At 66.0% G+C, this 19,399-nt stretch carries 19 protein-coding genes; 10 read left to right on the plus strand and 9 right to left on the minus strand.

Annotated elements, in window-relative coordinates; translation table 11 throughout:
• Positions 1 to 30: 30 nt before the first annotated feature.
• Together OSB52_RS04200 and OSB52_RS04205 are read right to left on the minus strand one after the other, a co-directional pair.
• On the minus strand, positions 31 to 672 hold the full coding sequence (locus OSB52_RS04200) for a class I SAM-dependent methyltransferase (protein ID WP_235723941.1): 642 nt from the start codon (positions 670 to 672) through the stop codon (positions 31 to 33).
• Positions 673 to 696: 24 nt separating this feature from the next.
• A complete protein-coding gene (locus tag OSB52_RS04205; RefSeq protein ID WP_235723942.1) occupies positions 697 to 1,233 on the minus strand; it encodes a carboxymuconolactone decarboxylase family protein in 537 nt (178 codons plus the stop codon).
• Positions 1,234 to 1,258: 25 nt separating this feature from the next.
• Between OSB52_RS04205 and OSB52_RS04210 the strand changes: the two genes are divergently transcribed.
• Complete coding sequence (locus OSB52_RS04210; RefSeq protein WP_266060348.1) at positions 1,259 to 1,726, plus strand: MaoC family dehydratase; 468 nt, start codon at positions 1,259 to 1,261, stop codon at positions 1,724 to 1,726.
• A gap of 22 nt (positions 1,727 to 1,748) precedes the next feature.
• Here OSB52_RS04210 and OSB52_RS04215 read toward each other — a convergent pair whose 3' ends face one another.
• The 3 genes from OSB52_RS04215 to ramB form a co-directional block, all read right to left on the minus strand.
• Positions 1,749 to 3,155, minus strand: coding sequence for a lipase family protein (locus tag OSB52_RS04215; protein WP_235723944.1), 1,407 nt, complete (start codon positions 3,153 to 3,155; stop codon positions 1,749 to 1,751).
• A gap of 245 nt (positions 3,156 to 3,400) precedes the next feature.
• Entirely contained in the window at positions 3,401 to 4,681 is a 1,281-nt protein-coding gene (locus OSB52_RS04220; RefSeq protein ID WP_372512330.1) for a lipase family protein, read from the minus strand.
• Between the two features lie 665 nt (positions 4,682 to 5,346).
• Entirely contained in the window at positions 5,347 to 6,765 is a 1,419-nt protein-coding gene (gene ramB / locus OSB52_RS04225; RefSeq protein ID WP_266060349.1) for an acetate metabolism transcriptional regulator RamB, read from the minus strand.
• 94 nt (positions 6,766 to 6,859) lie between these two features.
• Here ramB and OSB52_RS04230 point away from each other — a divergent pair, with 94 nt between their 5' ends.
• From OSB52_RS04230 to OSB52_RS04245, 4 genes are all read left to right on the plus strand, one after another.
• The gene (locus OSB52_RS04230; RefSeq protein WP_235723946.1) at positions 6,860 to 7,648 is read left to right on the plus strand and encodes a hypothetical protein; all 789 of its coding nucleotides are present in this window, start codon (positions 6,860 to 6,862) and stop codon (positions 7,646 to 7,648) included.
• Between the two features lie 405 nt (positions 7,649 to 8,053).
• Positions 8,054 to 9,349: an isocitrate lyase gene (gene aceA, locus OSB52_RS04235; protein ID WP_235723947.1), complete on the plus strand. Its 1,296-nt coding sequence runs from the start codon at positions 8,054 to 8,056 to the stop codon at positions 9,347 to 9,349.
• Between the two features lie 184 nt (positions 9,350 to 9,533).
• Complete coding sequence (locus tag OSB52_RS04240) at positions 9,534 to 10,433, plus strand: 3-hydroxybutyryl-CoA dehydrogenase (RefSeq protein ID WP_235723948.1); 900 nt, start codon at positions 9,534 to 9,536, stop codon at positions 10,431 to 10,433.
• A gap of 244 nt (positions 10,434 to 10,677) precedes the next feature.
• Complete coding sequence (locus OSB52_RS04245) at positions 10,678 to 11,403, plus strand: heparin-binding hemagglutinin (protein ID WP_235723949.1); 726 nt, start codon at positions 10,678 to 10,680, stop codon at positions 11,401 to 11,403.
• A gap of 617 nt (positions 11,404 to 12,020) precedes the next feature.
• On the opposite strand, the gene OSB52_RS04250 is transcribed toward OSB52_RS04245, so the two are convergent.
• Positions 12,021 to 12,551, minus strand: a complete 531-nt coding sequence (locus OSB52_RS04250; protein ID WP_235723950.1) for a helix-turn-helix domain-containing protein — start codon at positions 12,549 to 12,551, stop codon at positions 12,021 to 12,023.
• 75 nt (positions 12,552 to 12,626) lie between these two features.
• On the opposite strand from OSB52_RS04250, the gene OSB52_RS04255 reads away from it, so the two are divergent.
• Positions 12,627 to 13,820 (plus strand): benzoate/H(+) symporter BenE family transporter, encoded by a 1,194-nt coding sequence (locus OSB52_RS04255; RefSeq protein ID WP_266060350.1) that lies wholly within the window; start codon positions 12,627 to 12,629, stop codon positions 13,818 to 13,820.
• 97 nt (positions 13,821 to 13,917) lie between these two features.
• Here the strand turns inward: OSB52_RS04255 and OSB52_RS04260 are convergent, their stop codons facing one another.
• From OSB52_RS04260 to OSB52_RS04270, 3 genes are all read right to left on the minus strand, one after another.
• On the minus strand, positions 13,918 to 14,298 hold the full coding sequence (locus OSB52_RS04260) for a copper chaperone PCu(A)C domain-containing protein (RefSeq protein ID WP_266060351.1): 381 nt from the start codon (positions 14,296 to 14,298) through the stop codon (positions 13,918 to 13,920).
• Between the two features lie 263 nt (positions 14,299 to 14,561).
• Entirely contained in the window at positions 14,562 to 15,374 is an 813-nt protein-coding gene (locus tag OSB52_RS04265) for an SDR family NAD(P)-dependent oxidoreductase (protein WP_266060353.1), read from the minus strand.
• Positions 15,371 to 16,189 (minus strand): TetR/AcrR family transcriptional regulator, encoded by an 819-nt coding sequence (locus OSB52_RS04270; RefSeq protein ID WP_266060355.1) that lies wholly within the window; start codon positions 16,187 to 16,189, stop codon positions 15,371 to 15,373. Before OSB52_RS04270 ends, OSB52_RS04265 begins: the two co-directional genes overlap by 4 nt.
• 37 nt (positions 16,190 to 16,226) lie before the next feature.
• Here OSB52_RS04270 and OSB52_RS04275 point away from each other — a divergent pair, with 37 nt between their 5' ends.
• The 4 genes from OSB52_RS04275 (at position 16,227) to OSB52_RS04290 (ending at position 19,377) form a co-directional block, all read left to right on the plus strand.
• Complete coding sequence (locus OSB52_RS04275; RefSeq protein ID WP_266060356.1) at positions 16,227 to 17,579, plus strand: DUF445 domain-containing protein; 1,353 nt, start codon at positions 16,227 to 16,229, stop codon at positions 17,577 to 17,579.
• A gap of 63 nt (positions 17,580 to 17,642) precedes the next feature.
• A complete protein-coding gene (locus OSB52_RS04280; protein WP_235723956.1) occupies positions 17,643 to 18,149 on the plus strand; it encodes a helix-turn-helix domain-containing protein in 507 nt (168 codons plus the stop codon).
• Between the two features lie 2 nt (positions 18,150 to 18,151).
• Positions 18,152 to 18,982: a histone H1-like repetitive region-containing protein gene (locus OSB52_RS04285; RefSeq protein ID WP_266060357.1), complete on the plus strand. Its 831-nt coding sequence runs from the start codon at positions 18,152 to 18,154 to the stop codon at positions 18,980 to 18,982.
• 101 nt (positions 18,983 to 19,083) lie between these two features.
• Positions 19,084 to 19,377, plus strand: a complete 294-nt coding sequence (locus tag OSB52_RS04290) for a DUF2516 family protein (RefSeq protein ID WP_235724030.1) — start codon at positions 19,084 to 19,086, stop codon at positions 19,375 to 19,377.
• Positions 19,378 to 19,399: the final 22 nt, after the last annotated feature.

The raw sequence follows: 19,399 nt of genomic DNA on the forward strand, positions 1-19,399 counted from the left end.
GAGTCGTGCCGGGCGCATCGGAGCAGGGGGTCAGCCGGGCTTGACGGCGAGAACGTACTGCCCCTGTCCGGTGATGGTCTGCTCGACGTGGTCGGCGCCCGCGGTGTGCAACCGGTCGACAATCTCATGTTTTCCGAAGATGCGATACCCGGACATCTCGGTGAGGGGACGCACTCCCGGCAGTGTGGTCAGTTCAGTGGCGACCGACGTGAAGATCACCACCTCACCGCCGGGTCGGGTGACCCGGACGAGTTCATCGATCACCGGGAGCGGGTCGGGGATGAGATACAGCGCGGCCAGACAGGTGACGGTGTCGAAGGTGTTGTCGGCGAAGGGGGTTGCGTGGGCATCGGCGCGAATGTAGCTGGCCCGACCGGTGGCGTTGGTGCGCGCAGCCTGGGTCAGCATGCTGGGCGAGAAGTCGATGCCGATGCAGCGGCCGTCGCCGCGCAGGCCGTCGGCCAGCTTGCGGGTGTAATTGCCCGGGCCGCAGGCGACATCGAGAATGAGACGTTCGCCGGGGCGTGACAGGTAGGCGGTCAGGGCCTTGTCGAAGTCGGCAGTGCCGGAACCACCGAGACTGAACAGTCGGGTGAAGGTGGGACGCCAGAGTCGCTCGTAGACTTGCGAGAACAAGCGGTTATGCATCAATTGCTGCGCGATCGAACTCATGTAGCCCCCCGGCTGTCGTGGTGATCAGACTCTGGTGTCTCGCTGCACGCGCAATGTCCCGATCGTGGTGGCCAACATGTCGTACTGCCCGACGAGCAGGACAAACGCGACGAGCTTCGCCTCGTCGAGGTGTCGGCGCAGCGCCGCCCATGTCGGATCGGAGATGTCCTTGTCCGTCACCAACTCGTCGGTCGCGCGGAGCAACGCCCGTTCCCGGTCACCCCATCCTTCGTCGGGCCCGGCCAGGATGCGGTCGAACTCGTCGGATGAGATGCCGGCGCGCGCGCCGAGTCGCCGATGATGGTCGAGTTCGTAGTCACAGCGGCGGAGATGTGCGACGCGGATGATGATCATCTCGGAGTCCTTGCGCGACAACGCCCCGAACGGCATCAGTCGTGCGCCGAAGTGCAGCCAGCCGCGGAACAGCCCCTTGGCGCGGCCGAGGGTGGAGAAGATGCGTGCCTCGTCGACCCCGATCACCCGGGCCGCGCCGCGCGCGAACACCCAGTTGATCGGACCGAGGTCGCCGAAGCTGCCGGGAGCGACGCGAGGAGTGCTCATGGGGCCACGGTAGACTACCGAAACTATGACGAGCACCACACAGCGGACGTTTTCCAGTGTCGACGAACTCAAGGCTGCGATCGGGGAGGACCTCGGTTCCGGTGAGTGGATGACCATCGAGCAGGAGCGCGTCAACGCGTTCGCCGACGCCACCGGCGACCACCAGTGGATTCACGTCGACCCCGAACGCGCGAAGGACGGACCGTTCGGCGCGCCGATCGCCCACGGCTACCTCACGCTGTCGCTGCTGCCGGTGCTGGCCGGCGGCATCTTCACCGTCAAAGGGCCCAAGCTGGTCATCAATTACGGCCAGAACAAGGTGCGCTTCCCCAACCCGGTCAAGGTGGGTTCGCGCATCCGGTCGAACGCGATCATCAAGTCCGTCGAGGAGACCCCCGCCGGGGTGAACATGGTGGTCACCAACACCATCGAGATCGAGGGCGAGGCTAAGCCGGCCTGTGTCTCGGAAAGTGTGCGGGTGCTGGTCTACTGATCGACCGAAGTAGTGCGGTCGGTCAGCGGAGCGGGCAGCTGCTCGTCGGGGCGCGCCCGGCCAGCCGGGCCTCGATCCAGTTCATCGCGTCGTCGAATGCGGTGAACACCGTGGTCATGTGCTCACCGGGGTACTCGCGATACGTCGCGTTGACCCCCAGCCGGCATTGTTCGGCGAAGAGTGAACGGGCCTGGCTCGCCGGGATCCACCATTCTTGCGCGCCGTGGTAGATGAACACCGGCATCGCCGCCTTCATGTCCTTCATCGACGTGATGTCGAAGATCTCCTGCGCTACCGGCGAACCGAAGGGGTCCGGCACGTTGGACAACGCCTGGGTGGGCACGAACGAGAAGCCCATATAACCCATCGTCCCGGTGCACAAATTCTTGAAGAAGTCATTGGTGGCCAGCCAGCGCGCGACATTGTTAGCCATCGGCAGCAATTCCGGCCGTTCGCGTGTGATGCCGAGGATCGCGGCGTGGAAGACGCCGGTGGCGAGGTTGGCGTTCATCGCCGCGGCAAGCTCGCGATAGTCGGCGGGCACACCACCGATCGCGGCCCCGACGAAACGCGCGGCAACCTCTGGCGCATACGACTTCGCCAGCTTCGCAGTGGCATTCGTGGCGATCGCGCCACCGGAGTAGCCGAGCATCGCCAGCGGTCCACGTGCAAAATTCTTCGCGTCGTAGCTTTCGGCGGCCCGGATCGCGTCGAGAATGACGTGTGCGGCGACATACGGCTCGGCGTAGGCCATGCGCGCGCCGGTGTGATCGGGGACGATCACCGCGTAGCCCTTTTTCAGGGACTCCTGGGTGGTCGGCGGGTCGAGATCGGTGTCGTTGGTGTCGCCGCTCTTGCCGTGCGACAGCGTGTAGCCGGTAGTGCAGCGGGTGCCGAGCGCGACGATCGGCGGGTTGTTGACCATCACCGGCCGAGCACCCCGACCCGTCCACGGGGTCGGCGGCACGAACAACGTGGCGGTCGCGAACAGCGGACGATCCTGCGCGTCGCGGGTGGCGAACTTGATCTGCCGTGCATACCCGACCTGCACCTCCAGGAGCGGCGCAGCGACCGGGGCGACGTCTCGGGACTGAATGATCTCGCCCGGTGCGCGGCGGTCCAGGTCGGCCGGCCAGGTGTCGAAGAAGGCGTCGCCAGTGGGCGTCGGCATGATGGCTTCGCGCAGTTCCTGCAGGTCCTGGGTGGCGCCGGGGGTCACCGAGCGCGCCGGGATCGAGTCCAGTCGTGGCACGTCGGGCGCGGGGACCATCGAGTCGATCCGGTTGGGGAACTGGTCGGGAAACGGCATCAGATTGGCCGGTGCGGGCGCCGCGGACCCACTGCCCGCAACCAGGGCGACTGCGGCCACCGTGACCGCCACTGCACAACGGACCGACGACTTGATTGAACCCGACCACCGCGTGGACATCGCCCACCTCTCACTGCGCGAACGACGACACCGTGCGATGCTCGCGCTTCGGACCACGTCGTCTTTTCGCTATTGCTAACAATCCTTAAAGGATTCTAAGTGGGATGACTGACTTTCGCGGAGCCGGGATCCTTCGATCGACCCGATTCGTCCGAATTGACTACACCTCGGGGCCGGCGCTCGGCGCCCGTGTGGTCGAGTGTGGTGCAGGCATCCGGGCCGCTCGCACGGCGAGGGGCCGATGATCAAGGACATTCGTCGCCAGCGGGTAGGCCCTGTAGTCGGCGGTCGAGCCAGTTCAACGCCTCCGGATAGCCGATGACTGCGGCCGACAGGTGTTCGCCGAACACCTCGCGATAGGCGGCGTGGGCGCCGAGTCGGCATTGTTCGCGATACAGCGCCCGGGCGCCGGCCGCGGGAATCCACCACTCGTGCGTGCCGTGATAAATGTAGAGCGGCACGGCCGATCGTCGTCCGGGCATGGCGTTGATGCGATAGATGCGTTCGGCAACCGGGGAGTGGAATGGGTCCGGGTGGTTTGCGAGAAGCTGCATCGGCCAGAATGTCTGACCCGCCAGTGCGGTCGGGATGGTGCACAGATTCTTCAGCGGCGACGATGCCAGCCAACGGGCGAAATCGTTGGCCATGGTGAGTATTTCGGTGCGCTCGCGGGCGATACCGAAGGTCGCCGCGTGGAAGAAGCCCGTCGCGAGATTGGCGTTCATACTGCCTACGAGCATCCGGAAATCCGCCGGAACCCCACCGAGAGCGGCGCCGACCACCCGCGGCGCCAACTCGGGCGCATAGACGTCGAGCAGTCGTGCGGCACCACCGGTGGCGATCGCGCCCCCGGAGTAGCCGGTCATCACAATGCGTGGGGTACCGAACTGTCGGTGGTCCAGGGCGGCAATCGCCCGGATCGCATCGAGGATCACGTGACCGGCGACGACGGGTTCGGCGTAAGCCATGCGGGGGCCCTGGTGGTCCGGGACCAGCACGGTGTAGCCGCGTGCCAGGGCCAACTGTGTGGTCGGCGGGACCAGGTCGGTTGGATTCGTTGCTATCGAGAAGCCATGTGACAGGGTGTATCCGGGTGTGCAGGCGGTGCCGAGCGAGTCGATCGGCAGATTGTTCACCACGATCGGGCGAGGACGGGCGTCGGTTCCACCGCTGCGAGGCACGAGCACCGTGGCCGTGCCGAATGACGGTGCGCCCACCGCGTCCGTGCTGCGGAACTTCACCAGCGTGGCCGAACGGATGGGGGTGGTCACCACAGGTGCGGCCCTCGCCGTCACGTCGCGGGTGGCGATGATGTCGCCGGGACGTGATCCGGTCAGGTTGTGCGGCCATCGATCGAACACGGGATCGCCGGTGGCAGAGGGTAACACCGCCTCCCGAAGCTCCAGAACCTGCCGCGAGAACCCTGCGGCAAACGCACGCCGCGGTATCCGGCTCAGGGTAGGGATGGGGGCATCCGGTACGACGGCATCGATGGCCGCCGGAATCTGCGGTGGAATGGACATCATGTTCGGTGGCTCTGCCCGCGCAGGTGCCATGACCATGCCGGCCACGGCGATCACCACCACAAGTCCAGCGGTCCCGGAGCGCAGACAACGCATTCGAATCAGACGTATTCGGCAGTGCGACAGCAGACCTGGACGTCCGGGCACCATGACGTGCTCCTTCTGTGTGAGGAGTTCCCCGTTGAACTCCTCACCGTATGACCGTAGGCCGGATCGCGGGACAATCGTCTGGGACATTCGACCCACATCCCAAACGTTATGGGATTGAAACGATGTGGTGTCGTCGAGCGACCCATGTCCCGACTCGCGAGCTGTCGGCCGTCGCTGGTTGAGTAGCGGCGCGCGAGCTTGCGAGCCCGACGCGTATCGACACCAGGCTCGCGGCAACTGATCTCGATACGCCTCCTCGCCTAGCGGCTCGGACGCTACTCGATCAGCGACAAGGGTTTCGTCGGGTTGGGCGTTACTCGTTCAGCGGCAAGGGTTTCGTCGGGTTGGGCGTTACTCGTTCAGCGGCAAGGGTTTCGTCGGGTTGGGCGTTACTCGTTCAGCGGCAAGGGTTTCGTCGGGTTGGGCGTTACTCGATCAGCGGCGGGTGTGGAGAGGGAGTTGTCATGCTCGGGTCCTACCTGTTCAGCGCCGCAAACCTCAAGCAGTGAGAAAGGCCATCAGCTGGTCATATAGGGCGACACTGTGCTGCGGTGTTCGTCGATCTGCAGGCTCGCCCCAAGCGCCGGGAACGCGCGTTGCGGACAGTTCTGACGTTCGCACACACGGCAACCGGCGCCGATCGGGGTGATTCGTGCCTGCGGGCCGATCTCCAGACCGTCGGAGTAGATCACCCGTCCGGCGTGGCGCAGTTCGCAGCCGAGTCCGATGGCGAAGGTCTTGCCCGGCTGGCCGAATCGGGCGGCGCGGCGCTCAACGGTGCGTGCCACCCAGAAGTAGTCACGGCCGTCGGGCATCTCCGCGATCTGGGTGAGGATCTTGCCGGGGGAGGCGAAGGTCTCGTACACGTTCCACAGCGGACAGGTGCCGCCGCTCGACGAGAAATGGAAGCCGGTGGCGGACTGTCGCTTCGACATGTTCCCGGCGCGGTCGACGCGCACGAACGTCCACGGGATGCCCCGAAGATTCGGCCGCTGCAGGGTGGAGAGCCGATGGCATATGGTCTCGTAGGAGACGGCATAGAAGGCCGACAGGCGTTCGATGTCATACCGGAAATCCTCGGCTGCGCCGTGGAACTGGCGATAGGGCAGCACCACCGCCGCGGCAAAGTAGTTGGCCAGCCCCAACAGTGCGAGTGAGCGAGCCTCGTCGCTGGTGAAGTTGCCGTCGTCGACCAACCTGTCCATCAGATCGCCGTACTCGAGGTACCCGAGCTCGGCAGCCAGTTTCATGGTGCGCTGACCTGCCGACAGTGCTGCGGAAAACTCGAGACGCCGCGAGTCGGGATCGAAGCGGTGCAGGGTGTAGTCCCCGAGGTCCACCCGCCGGACGATCTGTACGCCGTGCACGGTCTCCAGGCGGTTGGCCACCTCCCGCCGGATGTCGGCCGAATGCATGCGCATCCGCACCGTCATCTCCTCGGCGGCCACGTCGAGCTCGTGGATGTAGTTGCGGCGCTGGTAGAAGTAGTCGCGCACCTCCTCATGCGGAGCGGTGATGGAGCCGCGCATGCTGCGATCGCCGCGTTCGTCGGTCGCCGCGGCCAACTGGTCGGTCGCGATCCGATAGCGCTGATGCAGGTTGACCATCGCCTGGGCGATTTCCGGATGCGCGGCCACCAGAGAGCTGATCGCGTGTGCCTCCACCGCGGCGGGCGCTGCCTCCACGTCGTCGTCGAGCAGGACCTCGCGCAACTCCGCGACCAGCCGAACGTTGTCCTGGGTATCGAAGAACTCCTCATCGATCCCGAAGACCTCGGTGATCTTGGACAGCACCGGCACCGTCAAAGGCCGCGCGTCGTGTTCGATCTGGTTGAGGTATGACGGCGAGATGGACAAGGTCTGAGCCAGCGCGACCTGGGACAGGCCGCGTTCGGACCGCAATTGGCGCAGTCGCGATCCGACGTAGGTCCTGGTCATGCCAACCTCCTGCCGTCACGATCGGCGACCACCCGGGCCGGTCCGACGACGCCGGCCGGCCTGGTCGCCCGCCTGTTCAGGGTACGGTGACCGCGTGCGAGTCCGAGTGCTGCGTGGCCGGGGGGCCTCGGTGATGGTGATCGCCGTGATGGCGGCGACGGCCTCACTGGTCGGATGCGGCGACGGCACTGTACCGCCCGCGTCGGTGGCGACGTCGGCGGTCCCGGCAGATCTGCTGCTCGCCCCAGGCCAGTTGCCCGGAGGGTTCGCCCCGGCCCAGCTGGCGGTGGCAGACCTGGTCGAGGGCAATCGAGGAAACATCGAAGCGGCGAACGCTGCCGAGGTCACACCACCGGACTGTCGGCCCACCGCCGACGCCGACCTCAACGAGCAGATCGACGCGGCGAACTCCGCCGTGCTGGCGGCACGGAGCTCTACGGCCTCGCTTGTCGAGCTGGTCACCACTGCGCAGCGCGACATCCCCGCCGACATTGCCGCCTCGACCGGGCGGTGCGCCATCACCACGACGGTCATCCGCGAGGGAAACCTGCGGGGCGCGCGGATCGTGACCCGATACACGGAGCTACCCACGCCCGCGCAAATGCAGGGATCGGACCGGCTGCACCAGGCCCTGGTGTTGCGCTCGGACGTGACCACCACCCTGCCCGACGGGGCCGCCAGCACGCAGGTCGGATTTGCCGGTTACGCGCTGCTCTCCCCGGCTGCGGAGCAGACCGCTGCTAGCGATGCGGTGACCGTGCAGCTGACGATGTCAGGCGAGTCCACACCGGCATCTGATCCGCCGACCGATGCACAACCACCGGTGACCGACGCGGCCTTCGGGAAGCTGTTCGACGACGCCGTCAACGCCGCATCACGCTGACCGACGATCCCTGTCAGTGTGAAAGGCGTCACATTCACACTGACTGCGCCGGGTCGCGGCGCCCATCCGCGTCGGCGCAGGGGTGCATCGGCGGCTACCGACGGGTAGATTAAAAACCCAGTACGCGCGTACTTTTTGGCGTGACCGTGTCGGATTTCGCAACTCGACATTCGCAAACTTTGCAAAAGTTGGCCGATGTGTGGCCGGATTTTGCACTTGAAAGGGATTGGACCTGCAGGTTTGTCCTGTGGCACTCTTGTTCCAGACACCGAAGGCAACGAGGGATTTGTTCGCACAATTCGCGGCAAGCCACTCGCCGACGGGATGTCTGACAGCAGATCGGCCCGGGCGCCACCGGGACGATGCACGAGTGCCCGCGTCAATGAACCGAAAGCGAAGTAGGCAATGAGCAACGTCGGAAAGCCCCGCACCGCCGCGGAGATCCAGCAGGACTGGGACAGCAACCCGCGCTGGAACAACGTCAAGCGCGATTACACCGCCGAGCAGGTCGCCCAGCTCCAGGGTTCGGTCGTCGAAGAGAACACCCTCGCCCGCCGCGGCGCCGAGATCCTCTGGGACGGCGTGACCAAGGGTGACGGCAGCTACATCAACGCTCTCGGTGCGCTGACCGGTAACCAGGCCGTGCAGCAGGTGCGCGCCGGCCTCAAGGCTGTGTACCTGTCGGGTTGGCAGGTCGCTGGTGACGCCAACCTCTCCGGCCACACCTACCCCGACCAGTCGCTCTACCCCGCCAACTCGGTGCCGAGCGTGGTGCGTCGCATCAACAACGCGCTGCTGCGCGCCGACGAGATCGCCCGCGTCGAGGGTGACGACTCCGTCGACAACTGGCTCGTGCCGATCGTCGCCGACGGTGAGGCCGGCTTCGGTGGCGCTCTCAACGTCTACGAGCTGCAGAAGGCCATGATCGCCGCGGGTGCCGCCGGTACCCACTGGGAGGATCAGCTCGCCTCGGAGAAGAAGTGCGGCCACCTCGGTGGCAAGGTGCTCATCCCGACCCAGCAGCACATCCGCACCCTGAACTCGGCGCGTCTGGCCGCCGACGTCGCGGGCACCCCGACCGTCGTCATCGCCCGTACCGACGCCGAGGCCGCCACCCTGATCACCTCCGATGTGGACGAGCGCGACCGCGAGTTCATCACCGGTGAGCGCACCGCCGAGGGCTACTACCACGTGCGCAACGGCATCGAGCCCTGCATCGCGCGTGCCAAGTCCTATGCTCCGTACGCCGACATGATCTGGATGGAGACCGGTACCCCGGATCTCGAGCTGGCTCGCAAGTTCGCCGAGGCCGTCAAGTCCGAGTACCCCGACCAGCTGCTGTCCTACAACTGCAGCCCGTCGTTCAACTGGAGCAAGCACCTCGACGACAGCACCATCGCCAAGTTCCAGAACGAACTGGGCGCCATGGGCTTCACCTTCCAGTTCATCACCCTGGCCGGCTTCCACTCGCTCAACTACGGCATGTTCGATCTGGCCTACGGCTACGCCCGTGAGCAGATGACCGCCTTCGTCGACCTACAGAACCGCGAGTTCAAGGCCGCCGACGAGCGTGGCTTCACCGCCGTCAAGCACCAGCGTGAGGTCGGCGCCGGCTACTTCGACAACATCGCCACCACCGTCGACCCCAACACGTCCACCGCGGCGCTGAAGGGCTCGACCGAGGAAGGTCAGTTCCACTAGGAATTGCGCTCTGGCGAGAAGCATTGCCTTCAGATGAACCCGGGGCGGGCAGGGTAGACACCTTGCCCACCCCGGGTTCGTCTTCTCCCACCGGGCCTTTCCGGTGAACCCTTCTGCAACGGTGCGGCTTTCGGCCAGCTGCCGCGTACGTTGCGACAGCGTTGTCAATCCCGAGGAGTAGATCATGGCAAGCGACAAGATCTCTCGGGTCGGTGTGGTCGGTGCCGGCCAGATGGGCGGCGGTATCGCCGAGGTCTGTGCGCGCGCCGGGGCCGACGTGTTGGTCTACGAGGCGACTCGCGAACTTGTCGCCGCGGGTCGGGCTCGGATCCTGAGATCGCTCGATCGTGGCGTGTCCAGCGGCAAACTCACCGAGCGCGAGCGTGAGGACGCCGCCGCAAAGCTACGTTTCACCTGCGACCTCGGTGACTTCGCGGATCGGCAGTTGGTGTGCGAAGCCGTCATCGAGGACGAGTTGGTGAAGATCCAAACCTTCGCCGATCTCGACAAGGTGGTGACCGACCCGGGCGCAGTGCTCGCGTCCAACACCTCGTCGATCCCGATCATGAAGCTGGGGATGGCCACCCAGGACGCCGGACGTGTGATCGGCATGCACTTCTTCAATCCGGTGCCGGTGCTCCCGCTGGTCGAACTCGTCACCACCTTGATGACCTCCAACCATGTCAGTGCCCGGGCGGAAGCCTTTGCGCACGACGTCCTCGGTAAGCAGGTCGTTCGGTCGGCCGATCGCTCCGGATTCGTCGTCAACTCACTGCTCGTTCCTTATTTGTTGTCGGCCATTCGTATGGCAGAGAGTGGCTTCGCGACCGCCGAGGACATCGACAAGGCCATGGTGCTCGGCTGCGCGCACCCGATGGGGCCACTGAAGCTCACCGACCTCGTCGGTCTCGACACCGTGAAGGCCATCGCCGACAAGATGTACGAGGAGTTCAAAGAGCCGCTCTATGCGCCTCCGCCCCTGCTGCTGCGGATGGTGGAGGCGGGCCGACTCGGCAAGAAGGCCGGCCACGGGTTCTATCGCTACACCGAGGCCGGCGCCGGCAAGCAGGGCGTCGGCGCGTAGGCGATCGTCAGGCGTCGGCCGTGTTGACGGCAGATCAACGTCACGTGACATGTGCCACCTGCGCTTGCATAGTGCTTGCATTTGCTAGCAAGACGTGGATACTGGTTGTTGGAACCAGACAGATACGCCGATTGGTCCGTCGAGACATCCGGCACCGTCGGGTGATCTGTGGGGGTGGTCATCCGCGGCATCGCGGCTGGTGACCACGACCGACCTACCGCACATCACACAGGAGGTGTGAACCGTGAGTGAATCCACACGCACACTGGCCAACCCGATCTATGCCGCTGTCGGCGCCGGAGACTACGTCGTCACGCAGTTCAACGACATCATCGCGCAGTTGCGCGAGCGCACCGAGTCGGCCACCGAGAGCGCGCAGACCCGGTTCGAGCAGACCCGCACCGACGCGCAGACCCGCATCGAGGAGGCGCGGACCCGCATCAACGCTCTTCCCGAGGAGCTGCCGGGCGAGATCGAAGAACTCCGGGGCAAGCTGACCTCGGACGAACTGCGCAAGTTCGCCGAGGGTTACCTCGATACCGCCACCGAGTTCTACAACTCGCTGGCAGAACGCGGCGAGACGACCGTCGAGCGTCTCCGTCAGCAGCCCGTCGTCCAGGAGAACCTGGGGCGCGCAGAGAAGTACTACAACGACGCCGTCGACATGACCGAGGACGCGCTCGGTGTGGTCTCCTCGCAGACCCGCCTCGTCGGTGAGCGTGCCGCCAAGTTGACCAGCATGGTCAGCAGCCGGGTCGAGGACGTCGCCGCCGACATCGAAGAGGCCGGCGAGACCATCAAGGGCGAGACCGCCGAGGCGGCTTCGGAGATCGGTGGCGCTGCCGGCACGGTGGAGGCCAAGGCGCGCACCTCGAATTCGTCACCGGCGAAGAAGGTGTCGGCTGCCAAGAAGGCCCCGGCCAAGAAGGCGCCCGCGAAGAAGGCGCCGGCGAAGAAGGCCACCAGCTGATCTGACGCTACATTCGAATCTCGGTCCCGCTCACCCGGTGTGGTGAGCGGGACCGAGTCGTGTACGCCCAGCATGGGCATTCGCTTGGAGGTGGAAGTCCTCTGGAGGGGAAGGTGGTTTAACTCCTAGTCGATGGCAACTGCGTCACTGCGAGGTGGGGTGGGAAGGAAGCCGGAGACGAAATCCTGCACCGAGGGACACGAACCGCATATGAGGCATGTCGATCGGGGTAAGCCAGCACGAGATGGTGAAGCCCGTTCCACCGAAACGGTCGGTGTGTAAATGCGGCGGCGGCAGGAGGACAGTGAATGTTCTTATCTGGGGAGATCTGTCCTGGTGCGTCGACGATTCGTGTCGACGCGGTACTGCTCGGGCTTTCACTCTGCCTGGGCCAGGTTTCACTGACTCAGCGAACCGCCGTATGCGAGGTCCGCACGTACGGTGGTGTGAGAGGAGGGCCGGGAAACCCCGCCCTCCTACTCGATTCTGCGTTCCCTGCCGGATCTGGCTGCGGTGTCGGCGGTCGGCCGACACAATAATTGGCGGTGCCAACCGCTGTGACTGCAGCTGGATACGTCGTCGGCGGTAAGCCGGGGCGGCCGGCAACTGACGGTCCGTTATGCGCCCGGCGAGCGAATGGTCAGCACCGCCTGGGCCGGCACGTCGCCGCTGCGATAGGTGTGCTCGACATCGCTGTGCCACGTGAGCGAATCACCCGATGCAGCACGGCGTTCGGCGCCGGTCGGGCCGGCGGTGAGCTCACCCTCCACAACGAGGATGTGCTCGGTCACCCCCGCTCCGTGTGCCGGTGACACTCGGGTGCCACCCGGCAGGACAGTGAGCCAGACGACCTCGGTTGTTGCGCCATCGGGATGGTGCTCGACGTGCAGAACGCGGGCGAGTAGATGATCGCCGCTGCCTTCGGTGCCGGCCTCCTCGCCCAGCAGTGCCGTCAGTGGCACGCCGAGGGGGCCGGCGATGGCGTAGAGGGTGTCCAGGGTCGGATTGCGCTGTCCGGACTCGATCTCCGACAACGACCCTTTGCCGATGCTCGCGCGACGGGCGAGTTCGGACAGCGACATCCCGCGCTCGGATCGGGCGGCGGCGATGCGGCGGCCGACCGCGCGTCGGCGTTGGTCGATGGTCACGGTCGCCTCTCTGTCCGACGCGGTCGTTCTACTTAGGCCGTTCTGTTTACGGAACGACTGCGCTATCCTGCTCCGATGACCATCACAGCACAGGCCGGGCTGCGCGAGCCTATGGTCGCCGGTGTCGTCACGGCGCTGGTCGGTTTCACCTCGTCTTTCGCAGTGGTGATCGCAGGGTTGCGAGCGGTGGGTGCCACTGCCGAACAGGCGGCCTCGGGACTGTTCGCGCTAACCGTCGTGTTCGGGCTCGGGATCATCGTGCTCAGCATCCGGTCACGGGCGCCGGTCACTCTCGCCTGGTCGACCCCGGGGGCGGCGCTGCTGGTGAGCATGGGCGCGGGCTACGACGCCGGGTGGGCCGCGGCCGTCGGTGCATTCCTCGTCGTCGGTGGCCTGATCCTTCTGGTGGGGCTGATTCCGGCGCTTGGTGACCTGATCGCCCGCATTCCGACCCCAATAGCGCAGGCGATGCTCGGTGGCGTGTTGTTGTCGCTGTGCCTGGCGCCGATGGAATCGGTGGCCGCGGAGCCCCTTCTGACCCTGCCGGTCCTGATTGTCTGGCTGGTGGCGACCCGCTGGCTGGCGCGGTGGGCGTTGCCGTTGACACTGCTGACCGCGCTCGCCGTCATCGCGGTCTACGTGTGGGTGCATGGCAACGAGCAGCACCTCGAGGCGACCTGGCTGCCAACGCTGTCGTGGACCACCCCGAATTTGGATGTCGCAGCGATCGTCGGCATCGCCATCCCGCTGTTCGTGGTGACGATGGCATCGCAGAACATACCTGGCGTCGCGGTGCTGTCGTCGTTCGGCTACACGACGCCCTGGCGGGCGGCGATGACGGTCACCGGTGCGGGCACTGCGTTCGTGGCGCCGTTCGGTGGTCACGCGATCAACCTCGCCGCGTTGTCGGCGGCGCTCGCGGCCGGCGACGAGGCCGGGCCGGACCGGTCGCGCAGGTGGATTGCAGGTGTGTCGGCCGGCGTCGGATACCTCGTACTGGCGGCGTTGTCGGGGGCGTTGGTGACGATCGCGGCGATCGCACCCGGTGGCCTGGTGGAAGCCGTTGCCGGACTGGCGCTTCTGGGTACCTTCGCAGCAGCGGTGGTGGGTGCGTTCACCGCTGTCGAGACCCGCGTGCCGGCCGCGCTCACTTTCGTGGCCGCCGCCTCCGGGCTCACCTTCTTCGGTGTCGGCGGGGCGTTCTGGGGTCTGGTGATCGGGTTGGTCGCGCATACGGTGCTACGGCCCCGAACCGCCGCTCCCCGTTGACTGGGCGCCGTTTCCCGTCGAGTGGGCGCTGTTTCCGGTCGGTAGGCCCCGGTTGGGTGCCGACTCGACGGGACTCGACGTGGGAGGAGGCGAGGCGTCACGCAGCAGGGCATGCTTCCACCGGGACCATGATCTCGATCGGGTCCCGGTCAGCGAAAGTGAAGGTGACGCTGAAGGATTCACCGGGCTCGGCGTTCTCGCGGAGGCCGCGCAGGGTGGTGATGAACGCCGGATCGCCGGGTGCGAGGTCCGCGCCGCTGACGCCTGAGTTGATCTCGGACTGTGGCTCTACGGTCTTCGGACCGGGTGGGGACATCTCGGCCGACTCGGCGACATCGGTGGTGATCCCGGTGAAGGTCGCGGAGTCGGTGTCGGAGATGTTGGACACGATGTAGCGGAAGCCGGCGTCGTCGCCGACCTGCAGGGCACACAGTCCGTTGATGTTTTCCGGTGTGATGAAGGCGTTCTCGATGCTCACGGGGTCGGTTTCCGATCCGGAACCGCGATTGGGGGACCCGCCTTCGGGGTCGTTGGTGCATGCACGGCAAGCAGGGCCACGCCGCCGATCAGGGTGATGGCTCGTGTTCTCATGTCGCCGACGGTAGGCGGTGTGGCGCAGGATCAGAAAACGGAGCGATAACGATTCGACGACGTTGAGAGTTTGGTCGTCGCATCCCGTGGCGGGTGCCCATTGACCCAATTGACCGAAAGAGCGCCTAGTCGACGGGAAATGGCGCCCAGTCAACGACGGTTGGGTTTGGAGTCAGAGGGGGTGGGCGGGAACAGTGGTCCGCCGCCGAAGGCGGCCCGATGCGAGTCGGGCGGCGTGCCGTCGTTGTTGGTGAGGCCGTACGCGGCACCGAGTTCCGCGGTCACCAGCGTGTGCCCGTTGTAGCTGTCCAACTGCGGGTCGTCGGCGAGGGCGGCAATGACCCGTCCGACGAACTCTGGGTCCTCCGCCCGCTGCAGGGAGAATCCGGCGAACTCGTCGACGCCGAGCGACAGCAGCAGTTCGGTACGGATCAACCCGAGCCACAGCGACACCGCGGTGACCCCGGTGCCGGACAGTTCGTGGCCCATGTCGAAGGCCATCTTGTCCAGGCCGGCCTTACTCATCCCGTACAGCACCGAGTGCAGGTGCCCGCGCGACCCGAATGACGATATCGACGCGATCAACCCGCTACCGCGATCCACCATCATCTGCGCGGCATGGACCGCGGCGACATAGTGCGCCCGCAGCCCGACTCCGATGAGCGTGTCCCAGTCGTCGACCGGGCGCTCCCAGAACTTGTCGGAGAAGCCGCCGAAACCGCGGGGCGCCGCCCACGCGTTGTTGACCAGCAGATCGAGGCTGTCGGTGTCACCTTCGATCTGTGCGAAGACGTCGGCGACGGCGTCGTCGTCGGTGTGGTCACAGGCCAGCGCGATGGCACCGTCGGGTCCGGTCCCATGCCGCGATGTCACATAGACAGTCCAGCCGGCCGCGATCAGCGCGGTCGCCACGCCACGTCCCACACCGCGGCTGCCGCCGGTGACCAGTGCGGTCGAACTCATCGGTTCTCCCCGGCCGCGCCACCGGTCGTGTGTGCGGGGGTGTGATCGACCGCGTCGGGCAGCGGGGGAGGCTGGGCGATGAATGCCTCGCGGGACCCGTTGACCGCGGCGATGCCCACGATGGTGCTCCACGACAACATCGTCAGGTAGTCGATGAGGTCGGCGACGGGGATGGAGCGTTCGGTCATCCACCAGTCGACGGCCCGCTGGATCGCGCCGACCAACGCATTCGACCACACCTCGGCACCCGAGGTGTCGGCGTCGCGCTCGGTCATCCGGATGACCAGCACGTTGGTCATCAACTGGGCGACCAACTTCTCCGAGTCCGCGGTGGCCACCGACGACGGCGCGCCGGTGAGCGCGAACTTGTAGAGGTTCGGTTCGTCGGCCACCGCGTTCACATAGACGCCGACGACGGTGCGGGTCAGCGTGTACTCGTCCACGTCGTCGGTGATGGCCTCGGTGAGGCGTGGCAGCAGGGTGGACTCGAAGAAACGCACCGCCGTGGCGACGGCGAGGTCGTTCTTGTCGGTGAAGTATCGGTAGAGCACGGTCTTCGACATACCGATGTGCGCGGCGATCCCGTCCATACCGACGTCGGCGCCCAGCTCGCGGACGGCGCGAATCGTGCCGTCGGTGAGTTCGGAGCGGCGCGCCACCTTGTGCTTCTCCCAACGCTGGCGCCGACCATCCGGCTTGCCCCCGGGGTCGGTGACGGAGTTCAGCAACGCATGCTCCAGACCCCGGGTGACGTTCGCGGCGGCGGCCACGGCGGCGCGGGCGGCGGCTGCCGGGCTCGAACGGTTGGGCGTCACCTGGCCAGCCTAGTGGGTGGCAGGTAAAACTGGTTCAATGCCGCCCACAGTCATTTCGGACGTTCCCGGCACACCGGATCGTCCACCCGAGGTGGAGCCGCCGCGATCGTCGCTCGGCTTCGGAGCCGACGGCGCCGGTGACGCCGCACGCCGCCGTGACCTGCGCCGGATGAAGGTCGTCGCCACTGGATTCCTGCTGTTCGCGGCCGCGGTCTATCTGTTCACGCGCTACCTCGAACATCGCGACGGCACCGACGTCGCCGCCTGGGTCGGCTACGTTCGGGCAGCGTCGGAGGCGGGCATGGTGGGCGCCTTGGCCGACTGGTTTGCGGTCACCGCACTCTTCAAACATCCGCTGGGCCTGCCGATCCCGCACACCGCGCTGATCCGCAAGAAGAAGGACGACATCGGCGATCAGCTCGGGGGATTCATCGAAGAGAACTTCATGACCGTGGAGGTGATCGAGCACCGGGCGCGCAGCCTGGACCTGCCACGACGGTTGTCGACGTGGCTGGCCGATCCAGTCAACGCGCCGCGGGTGTCCGACGAGGCGGCCCGCCTGATCTCACTGGCCGCGGAAATGCTGCGCGACGAGGACATCGAGAAGCTCATCGAGCACGCGATCAAGTGGGCCGGTGAGCCGGAATGGGCACAGCCCCTTGGTCGTGTCCTGGAGCAACTCATCGCCGAAGATCGGCTGGAGCCGGTCTTCCAGCTCGCCTGCGACCGCGCGCATGAATGGGCGTTGGGCAGCCAGGATCTCATCGACCGTGTCGTCGATGAGGACGTCGGGCCGTCGTGGAAACCGAAGTTCGTGAACGTGCTGCTCGGCGACCGGATCTACCGCGAACTCGTCGACTTCACCTACAAGGTCAAGGTCGATCCGCACCACCAGCTGCGGAGGTCGATGCACACCTTCGTGGAACAGTTTGCCGACGACCTGCAGCACGACCCGGACACCATCGCCCGCTTCGAGAAGATCAAGCAGGAACTGATCGGGCGCGACGAGGTCTCCGATGCCGCCTCGACCGCGTGGAAGACCGGCAAGGCCGTCATCGAACAGATGCTCACCGACCCGAACAGCACACTGCGCAACTCGTTGTCGGACGCCACCATCCAGCTCGCCATCCGCATCCGCAACGACCGCCCGCTGCAGGACAAGATGAACGGTTGGGTGGTTCGTGCCGCACGCCACATCGCGGCCAACTACTCCCAGGAGATCATCTCGGTGATCACCGAGACCGTCCGCGGCTGGGACGCCGACGACACCAGCCGCAAGATCGAACTGCAGGTGGGGCGCGATCTGCAATTCATCCGGATCAACGGGACCGTCGTGGGTGCGCTCGCCGGACTCGTCATCTACACGGTGTCGGTGCTCATCTTCGGGTGACGTCTGCTTGCACGTGTTAGCACGCCCGCCGATACTGGTGAGCAGGACCGAAACGGGAGAGTGATGGAGCCGGACGACAACGAATTGCCCGATCCCGTCGAGTCTGTCGACGGTGATGGCGACGTCCGGACACCCGCCGATCAGACCGACGACGCCGATGGCGGTGGTTCCAGCGGTCCGGTCGAAACCGTGGAGGCGGTCGCTACCGCCGCGCAAGACGCGGTGGCCACAGCTGCGCAGGACATCGGCGGCTTCATCCGGTCACAGCGCGTTGCCGCGGAGGTGTCGCTGCGCCAACTCGCCGAACGCGCCGGGGTGAGCAACCCGTATCTGAGCCAAATCGAACGTGGCTTGCGCAAACCGTCGGCCGATGTCCTCGCACAGATCGCCAAGGGCCTCCGGTTGTCCGCAGAGGTGCTCTACGTGCGTGCGGGCATCCTGGAGGAACGGCCGGCGAGCCCGGTGCGTGATGCGCTTCTCGCCGATGACTCGATCAGTGAACGCCAGAAACAGATGCTGCTCGAGATCTACGAGTCGTTTCGGAAAGAGAACACCGACGTCAAGGAGTGAACATGCCGGAGAATCCCTTGAACACGGTCATCGCGCAGGTGACCGCGTTGCTCACCGACCTGCGGGAACGCAGTGAGGCCGCAGGTGAACAGGCGCAGAAGCGTCTTGGTGAGGCCCAGTCCCGGGCGCAGAACCGGGTGGACGAGACCAGGGATTCGGCGCTGACGGTGTTCGAGGATGCCAAGAACCGGTTGTCGTCGTTGCCGGTGGAATTGCCCACCGAGATCGATGAGTTGTTGACCCGGTTCAGTCCCGACGAGCTACGCAAGGTGGCCGAGGCGTACCTTGCCGTGGCGGCCGGTCTGCTGACCGCGTTGTCCGAGCGCGGCGAGGAGGTGGTTGAGCGGCTGAAGACCCAGCCGCTGGTCGAGGAGAACCTGCCCCGCCTGGAGAAGGTGTACAACGATGCGCTCGGTATCACCGAAGACGCGCTGGGCACGATCTCGACCCAGACCCGTGCGGTCGGGGAACGCGCCGCCACCATGGCGGGGCTGAGCACCGGCAGTGCCGATGAGGTGACGCTCGACGCGGTGCCGGCGAAGAAGGCCCCGGCGAAGAGTTCGGCAGCACAGAAAACGCCGGCGAAGAAGGTAGCTGCGACCAAGGCGCCGGCCAAGAAGGCTCCCGCTAAGAAGGCTCCCGCAAAGAAGGCTCCCGCAAAGAAGGCGGCGGCCAAGAAATCCCCGGCCAAGAAGGCGCCGACCAAGAAGGCCGAGTCCGTGCAGGAGCCGGCGAAGAAAGCAGTGGCGAAAAAGGCGGCGAAAAAAGCCCCGGCCAAGAAGGCGCCCGCGAAGAAGACCCCACCGCAGCGGGTGAACCCGGACGAGGCCTGAACCACCGCGCGATCCCGACGCCGGGGCGGCACCCTGACCGGTTCGCCCGGAACGCGTGTGGCGTCGATGTCTAAGCTGGTCTCGTGGACCTGTTGACTGTGATGGCCTACGGGCAGAATCTGATCTTGCTGCTGCTGACCCTGGTGGCCGGGGTCGCCGCGGCGGTGGCGCTGCTCCACGCCGCCCTCCAACGCAAGGATGCGTTTCCGGCGGTCGATCGACAGAGCAAGGTGATCTGGGTGTCGATCCTGGCTGCGGCGACCCTGTTCATCTGGCTGTTCGGCGCGGTCAATTTCCTGGGCATCATCGGTGTGGTGGCCATGCTGGTCTATCTGGTCGATGTCCGCCCCCGGGTCGACGACATCCAGGGCAAGCGCTGGTTCAGCAAGAGGTAGTGACCCGCCCGGTCCGGCCGGG

It is taken from the genome of Gordonia aquimaris (assembly GCF_026262595.1).
Classification (GTDB): domain Bacteria; phylum Actinomycetota; class Actinomycetes; order Mycobacteriales; family Mycobacteriaceae; genus Gordonia; species Gordonia tangerina.

Bases quoted from the DNA above. Each gene is read 5' to 3' on its own strand.
- OSB52_RS04200 (WP_235723941.1), bottom strand. From the start codon at position 672: ATGAGTTCGATCGCGCAGCAATTGATGCATAACCGCTTGTTCTCGCAA.
- OSB52_RS04205 (WP_235723942.1), bottom strand. From the start codon at position 1,233: ATGAGCACTCCTCGCGTCGCTCCCGGCAGCTTCGGCGACCTCGGTCCG.
- OSB52_RS04210 (WP_266060348.1), top strand. From the start codon at position 1,259: ATGACGAGCACCACACAGCGGACGTTTTCCAGTGTCGACGAACTCAAG.
- OSB52_RS04215 (WP_235723944.1), bottom strand. From the start codon at position 3,155: ATGTCCACGCGGTGGTCGGGTTCAATCAAGTCGTCGGTCCGTTGTGCA.
- OSB52_RS04220 (WP_372512330.1), bottom strand. From the start codon at position 4,681: ATGATGTCCATTCCACCGCAGATTCCGGCGGCCATCGATGCCGTCGTA.
- ramB (WP_266060349.1), bottom strand. From the start codon at position 6,765: ATGACCAGGACCTACGTCGGATCGCGACTGCGCCAATTGCGGTCCGAA.
- aceA (WP_235723947.1), top strand. From the start codon at position 8,054: ATGAGCAACGTCGGAAAGCCCCGCACCGCCGCGGAGATCCAGCAGGAC.
- OSB52_RS04240 (WP_235723948.1), top strand. From the start codon at position 9,534: ATGGCAAGCGACAAGATCTCTCGGGTCGGTGTGGTCGGTGCCGGCCAG.
- OSB52_RS04255 (WP_266060350.1), top strand. From the start codon at position 12,627: ATGACCATCACAGCACAGGCCGGGCTGCGCGAGCCTATGGTCGCCGGT.
- OSB52_RS04265 (WP_266060353.1), bottom strand. From the start codon at position 15,374: ATGAGTTCGACCGCACTGGTCACCGGCGGCAGCCGCGGTGTGGGACGT.
- OSB52_RS04275 (WP_266060356.1), top strand. From the start codon at position 16,227: ATGCCGCCCACAGTCATTTCGGACGTTCCCGGCACACCGGATCGTCCA.
- OSB52_RS04280 (WP_235723956.1), top strand. From the start codon at position 17,643: ATGGAGCCGGACGACAACGAATTGCCCGATCCCGTCGAGTCTGTCGAC.
- OSB52_RS04285 (WP_266060357.1), top strand. From the start codon at position 18,152: ATGCCGGAGAATCCCTTGAACACGGTCATCGCGCAGGTGACCGCGTTG.
- OSB52_RS04290 (WP_235724030.1), top strand. From the start codon at position 19,084: ATGGCCTACGGGCAGAATCTGATCTTGCTGCTGCTGACCCTGGTGGCC.